This window comes from Neobacillus niacini (genome assembly GCF_046591715.1).
GTDB lineage: Bacteria > Bacillota > Bacilli > Bacillales > Cytobacillaceae > Neobacillus > Neobacillus niacini_L.
Genome location: NZ_JAWVNQ010000017.1, coordinates 62,230 through 68,704 on the forward strand (window position 1 = coordinate 62,230; position 6,475 = coordinate 68,704).

A 6,475-nucleotide genomic window follows, 5' to 3' on the forward strand; every position below is an offset into this window, starting at 1 on the left:
TTACACTCCCAACGCTGCTTTTAAGGCCTCAGCAACAGTAGACACACCGATGAGTTCTATACCTTTCGGACCTTGCCATCCGCTTAAATTGTTGGCAGGTAATATGACCCGTTCAAAACCCAGTTTCTCTGCTTCCTGTACACGCTGTTCAATTCTAGAAACTCTTCTTACCTCTCCTGTTAATCCAACCTCGCCGATAATACAATCTGTCGGCCTAGTAGGTTTGTCGCGGAAACTTGAAGCAATACTTACAACAATCGCTAAATCAATAGCTGGTTCATCAAGTTTGACTCCCCCTGCAACCTTAAGGTACGCATCTTGATTTTGAAGTAACAGTCCCATCCGCTTTTCTAAGACTGCCATTAATAATGGAACCCGATTATGATCAATTCCTGTAGCCATTCTTCGTGGATTTCCAAAGCTTGTCGGAGATATCAGCGCCTGGATTTCAACAAGTACGGGGCGGGTTCCTTCCATTGAAGCGACCACTGTCGATCCAGCTGCACCTTGAGATCTCTCTTCTAGGAATATCTCTGAAGGGTTTGCTACTTCATCTAGACCAAATTCTTTCATTTCAAAAATACCCATTTCATTGGTTGATCCAAAACGATTCTTTACTGCCCGTAATATCCGGTAAGTATGGTGCCTTTCTCCCTCAAAGTAGAGGACGGTATCTACCATATGCTCAAGCAGCCTTGGCCCAGCAATAGAACCTTCTTTTGTTACGTGACCAACAATAAATATCGCAATACCCTTTGTTTTTCCTATTCTCATTAATTCCGAGGTACATTCCCGAACCTGTGAGACGCTGCCTGGTGCAGATGTTACCTCGGGATGAAAAATAGTTTGAATTGAATCGATAATGACAAAGCTTGGGTTTGTACTTTCTATCGTGCGGTTAATTTCATCTAAATTGGTTTCAGAGTACACAAGGAGATTATCGGATTTAATCCCAAGTCTTTCAGCTCGCAGCTTTGTTTGCCTCAATGATTCCTCTCCAGATATGTATAAAACCTGATTTCCTTTGTTCGCAAGCTGTGAAGATACCTGTAAAAGCAGAGTCGATTTTCCGATACCAGGATCACCGCCGATTAGCACCAGCGAGCCTTTTACCACTCCGCCTCCTAATACGCGGTTAAGCTCATTTAAATCTGTAAGAATCCTCGGTTCAGTAAGTGTTTCTATGGCTGTAATAGGTGTTGGTTTAGATAACAGTGTCGATCCCCCTTGAGAATGGGCAAAGGCTCCCCGGCGATTCCCGCCTGTAATCTCAACTTCCTCCACCATTTTATTCCACTCTCCACAGCCTGGGCATTTTCCCATCCACTTGGGAGATTCATATCCGCACTCCTGACACATAAATTTTGTTTTTCGTTTGGCCATATTAATCTACTCCTGACTATAAATGAAAAAAGAGGTACACGGTCAAACTAGTATCGTGTACCCCTTTTAGTTGTCTTAAAAGTTTGTTGGTTTATTTAGTTAGAGGCGTCTTTTCAGCACTTTTAACTAAGAATTCACCATTTTCCACATCAATTATAACATGCTGACCTGTTAGTACTGTACCTTTTAACAGCTCTTCAGAGAGACGGTCTTCAATATGCTTTTGAATCGCTCTCCTTAATGGGCGGGCACCGTATTCTGGGTCATAACCCTCAATAGATATTTTATCCTTAGCTGCTTCAGTTAACTCTAAAGAAATATGCTGCTCTTTTAATCTTTTCACAAGCTGATCAGATAATAGAGTAACAATTTCACCAAGATGTTTTTTCTCTAACGCATGGAAAACAATGATTTCATCAATACGGTTTAAGAACTCTGGACGGAAGGCTTTTTTCAATTCTTCCATTACTTTGCCCTTCATATCCTTATAGTTCTGTTCCCCGTCTTGAATATTAAAGCCTACATATTTATTACGCTTCAGCGCTTCAGCTCCAACGTTAGAAGTCATAATCAGAACTGTATTACGGAAGTCCACCGTTCTTCCTTTAGAATCAGTTAAACGGCCATCCTCAAGAACTTGCAGTAATATATTAAACACGTCTGGATGTGCCTTTTCAATTTCATCAAGCAGGATAACAGAATATGGCTTTCTACGTACCTTTTCTGTTAATTGACCGCCTTCTTCATACCCTACATATCCTGGAGGGGATCCAACCAAACGAGAGGTTGAATGCTTTTCCATGTATTCCGACATATCAATCCGAATCATGGCATCTTCATCACCAAACATTGCTTCAGCAAGTGCACGAGCTAATTCTGTTTTTCCCACACCAGTAGGACCAAGGAAAACAAAAGAGCCGATTGGACGTTTCGGATCCTTTAAGCCTGCTCTCGCACGGCGCACAGCTTTGGAAACCGCCTTAACCGCTTCCTCCTGGCCAATTACTCGTGAATGGAGGAGTTCCTCTAAATTTAACAACTTAGCTGTTTCCGTTTGGGCAAGCTTGGAGACAGGAATTCCAGTCCAGCTTGAAACCACACTTGCAATATCTTCTACAGTCACTTCACTGTTTTCTTTACCTTGCTTTTCTTTCCACGTTTTCTTAGTTTCTTCAAGCTGTTCACGAAGACGCTGTTCTGTATCTCGTAAAGACGCAGCCTTCTCAAATTCTTGGCTCTGAACAGCCGCATCTTTTTCTTTACGCACCTCTTCAAGCTTCACTTCAAGCTCTTTTAGATTTGGCGGAGTCGTATAAGAACGTAAGCGAACCTTTGATCCCGCTTCATCAATCAGGTCAATCGCTTTATCTGGCAGGAAGCGGTCAGAAATATAACGATCAGACAATTTTACTGCTGCTTCAATTGCTTCATCCGTAATGGAAACACGGTGATGGGCTTCATAACGATCACGAAGACCTTCTAAAATACGAATGGACTCTTCAGCTGTAGGTTCATCAACACGGATTGGCTGGAAGCGTCGTTCTAATGCCGCATCTTTTTCTATATATTTTCTATACTCATCAAGAGTAGTTGCACCAATACATTGCAGTTCCCCACGGGCAAGGGATGGTTTTAGGATATTAGAAGCGTCAATTGCACCTTCTGCTCCACCTGCTCCAATTAATGTGTGTAACTCATCAATAAAGAGAATGATATTGCCTGCTTGACGGATTTCATCCATTACCTTCTTCAAACGATCCTCAAATTCACCGCGATATTTGGTCCCCGCTACTACGGTACCCATATCCAGCGTCATAACCCGCTTATCACGAAGAATTTCCGGCACCTCATTATTTACAATCTGCTGTGCCAATCCTTCAGCAATTGCCGTTTTACCCACACCTGGCTCCCCAATTAAAACGGGGTTGTTTTTCGTACGACGGCTTAATACCTCAATAACCCGTTGAATTTCCTTACTTCTCCCAATAACAGGATCTAAGCTGCCTTCTCTTGCAATTGCAGTTAGATCTCTAGCAAGGCTGTCAAGAGTCGGGGTATTTGCACTGACCGATGCTCCTCCCTGGTGCCCTCCTGACTCATTACTTCCTAGTAATTGTAATACCTGTTGACGTGCTTTATTTAAGCTTACTCCAAGATTATTAAGAACTCTTGCAGCAACACCTTCTCCTTCACGAATCAAACCGAGGAGAATATGCTCTGTTCCAACATAGGAATGTCCTAACTTTCGGGCTTCATCCATTGATAATTCGATTACCTTCTTCGCCCTTGGAGTATAGTGAATTGTTTGGGATGCTTCCTGCCCTTTCCCTATTAACGATTCTACTTCCTTTTGGATCTTTTCTGAACCTAATCCAAGCCCATAAAGCGCTTTGGCTGCAATGCCTTCACCTTCACGGACTAAACCTAATAAGATATGTTCAGTCCCAATATTGTTGTGTCCAAGTCTGATTGCTTCCTCTTGTGCTAAAGCTAATACCTTTTGAGCTCTTTCAGTAAAACGGCCGAACATCATATTCCATTCCTCCTCACCTTTTATCCTGCTCCATTTTTAGTCGTTCTCTAATTAAAGCTGCTCGTCTTATATCTCTCTCATTTGCTCTTAGATGACCGCCTGCATACTGCTGCAGGAAACCAGGCTGTGTTAATATCATTAATTCATTTAATATATTCTTAGGCAAATGATCAATATATCCCATATCAATTCCCAGGCGAACATCGGATAGGCATTTGGCCGCCTCTTTTGATTCAATAATTCTACAGTTGGATAATACTCCATAAGAGCGGAACACTCTGTCTTCTAATTGTATGTTTGAAGTTTTGCGTAATGCTTCACGAGCGGACCTTTCTTGTGAAATTAACTGACTGACAACACCCTTTAGATCCCGGCAGATATCTTCTTCAGATTTTCCTAGAGTAATTTGATTGGAAATTTGAAAGATATTTCCGAGCGCCTCACTCCCCTCGCCATAGATTCCTCTTACCACTAATCCCAATTGATTAATTGCAGGAATAATACGATTGATTTGCTGAGTCAACATAAGACCTGGCAGATGCATCATGACTGATGCGCGAAGACCTGTTCCTACATTGGTAGGGCAGCTTGTTAGATAACCATGTTTTTCATCGAAACCAAAGTGAATATAGCTTTCAAGCCAATCATCTACTTCATTTGCTGCCTCCAATGCTTCCGTTAATTGCAGTCCAGGAAACAAACATTGAATGCGAATGTGATCCTCTTCATTAATCATAATACTAACTTCTTCATTTTCGGTTAATAAAACCGCTCCATAAGGTGAATCCTCTGCTAAATTAGGGCTAATCAAATGCTTTTCTACTAAAACCCTTTTTTGTAGAGGCTGTATTTCCTCAATTTTTAGTAATTCCATTTGCCCAAACTTTGTAAAGGTTGATTCTCGCAGAATTTCTTCCATTTTCTCTATAATGGCCTGCGCTTCCTCATGTGAAAATAATGTTGGAAATTTAAAATTTTCAAAGTTTCGGGCTAAACGGATTCGGGAACTGAGGACAATATCTGAATCAGGTCCCTCCTCGCTCATCCACGAGCTGACTGCTTGATTGATAAAGCGTTCAAGCGACACGTTAATCCCCTCCCTTACTGCTGCCCGGTAAGCCTTTTTCAAGTGTACGAATTTCATCTCGAATCTGAGCAGCTTTTTCAAATTCCTCTTGCTGGATTAACTCTTTTAATTCATTTTTAAGATTTTCCACCTGTTTCTTAAGATGGATTCCCCCGCCAATTCTCTTTGGAATCTTACCGCTATGAGACCAGTTTCCACTATGAAGCCTTCTTAATACTGGCGGCAGTTGTTCATTAAAAGTTTCATAGCAGTGTGCGCATCCGAAGCGCCCCACTTTAATAAATTGTGGAAATGTCATTGAACATACACTGCATTGAAGAACTTCCTCTTGATGAAATGTATTTTGATTTTGCTTTTGCACAGTAGGATCAATATTTAACAAACCCGCCAGCAGGTTATTAAAAGTAAAGCCAGATCCACCTGTAAACATAAACATCTCGCCTTTTTCTTGGGCACATTTTTCACAAAGATTGAATTCGGTTTTTTCACCGTTAATGATTTTTGTAAAATGGAGTGCAGCAGGTCTTTGATTACATTCCTGGCAAATCATCTTTCATTTCACCTCTCTAGTTGGTATATATTATTTATATTTCAATGATGTCAACATCGCTTTTAACATTCTTGCTCTCAATTCATCTCGGAATGGAAGATCAATATAAAGGACTGAACGGTCAATAACACTTAGCATTATTTTTGCTTCTCGTTTTGTGATTATCTCCTCATGTACAAGTCTATAAATAACGTCTTCTGCAGTAGTTTGTGCTATACGATTATCAATAAGCGATAGTAAATGATCAATCAGGTCAACTAAATCATGAGACTGTACCTTCATGATCCGGATATACCCGCCTCCTCCGCGTTTACTTTCAACGATATAACCCCGTTCGATGGTAAAGCGCGTATTAATGACATAATTGATTTGTGATGGAACGCATTGAAATTTATCAGCAATTTCACTTCGCTTTATTTCAACATGCTCCTCGTCACTCATTTCTAACACTTGCTTTAAATACTTTTCAATAATATCGGAGATGTTCCTCATCTTCGCACCTCCTTCTGACTTTGACTATATTTGACTTTAATTATACTGAATATTTTACGGAGTTGCAAACAACTGCTACTAATGATTTTCTCCATATTTCGCGGGTGTGAAACCTGTTAAATTTGTTTTTAGGAAATTAGTAATGGTTTAGGCTGCTGTGCCTTTGTGCCTTTGAGGATCTATCTTGAGATTTTCTTGGGTATGTATTTTTTGCTGTATTCGTTACCTTTTCCTTTAAGTTTGGTGCATTAAGGGCACGAATACATGCTATTCGTTACGTTTCTCTTAAAAAATTTTGCTTCATGGTCACGAATAACAACTATTCGTGACCGTTTTCTGTAATATCACCGACGTACGGGTACGAATACCTTTCTCCACGAGTTGAAAACAACACAAAAAAACACAACCCTATTCAGGTTGTGCTTTAATT

The 6,475-nt window shown here is 40.6% G+C and carries 5 protein-coding genes; all 5 read right to left on the reverse strand.

The features are described from left to right. A complete protein-coding gene (gene radA, locus SFC47_RS23380) occupies positions 1-1,383 on the reverse strand; it encodes a DNA repair protein RadA (RefSeq protein ID WP_411256955.1) in 1,383 nt (460 codons plus the stop codon). A 91-nt stretch (positions 1,384-1,474) separates the two neighbouring features. Continuing rightward, positions 1,475-3,916, reverse strand: a complete 2,442-nt coding sequence (gene clpC / locus SFC47_RS23385) for an ATP-dependent protease ATP-binding subunit ClpC (protein ID WP_411256956.1) — start codon at positions 3,914-3,916, stop codon at positions 1,475-1,477. 13 nt (positions 3,917-3,929) lie between these two features. Beyond that, entirely contained in the window at positions 3,930-5,003 is a 1,074-nt protein-coding gene (gene mcsB / locus SFC47_RS23390) for a protein-arginine kinase McsB (RefSeq protein WP_411256957.1), read from the reverse strand. Between the two features lies 1 nt (position 5,004). After that, positions 5,005-5,553 (reverse strand): protein-arginine kinase activator protein McsA, encoded by a 549-nt coding sequence (mcsA, locus tag SFC47_RS23395; RefSeq protein ID WP_411256958.1) that lies wholly within the window; start codon positions 5,551-5,553, stop codon positions 5,005-5,007. 30 nt (positions 5,554-5,583) lie between these two features. Next, complete coding sequence (locus tag SFC47_RS23400) at positions 5,584-6,045, reverse strand: CtsR family transcriptional regulator (protein ID WP_411256959.1); 462 nt, start codon at positions 6,043-6,045, stop codon at positions 5,584-5,586. Positions 6,046-6,475 lie beyond the last annotated feature (430 nt).

Bases quoted from the DNA above. Each gene is read 5' to 3' on its own strand.
- radA (WP_411256955.1), bottom strand. From the start codon at position 1,383: ATGGCCAAACGAAAAACAAAATTTATGTGTCAGGAGTGCGGATATGAA.
- clpC (WP_411256956.1), bottom strand. From the start codon at position 3,916: ATGATGTTCGGCCGTTTTACTGAAAGAGCTCAAAAGGTATTAGCTTTA.
- mcsA (WP_411256958.1), bottom strand. From the start codon at position 5,553: ATGATTTGCCAGGAATGTAATCAAAGACCTGCTGCACTCCATTTTACA.
- SFC47_RS23400 (WP_411256959.1), bottom strand. From the start codon at position 6,045: ATGAGGAACATCTCCGATATTATTGAAAAGTATTTAAAGCAAGTGTTA.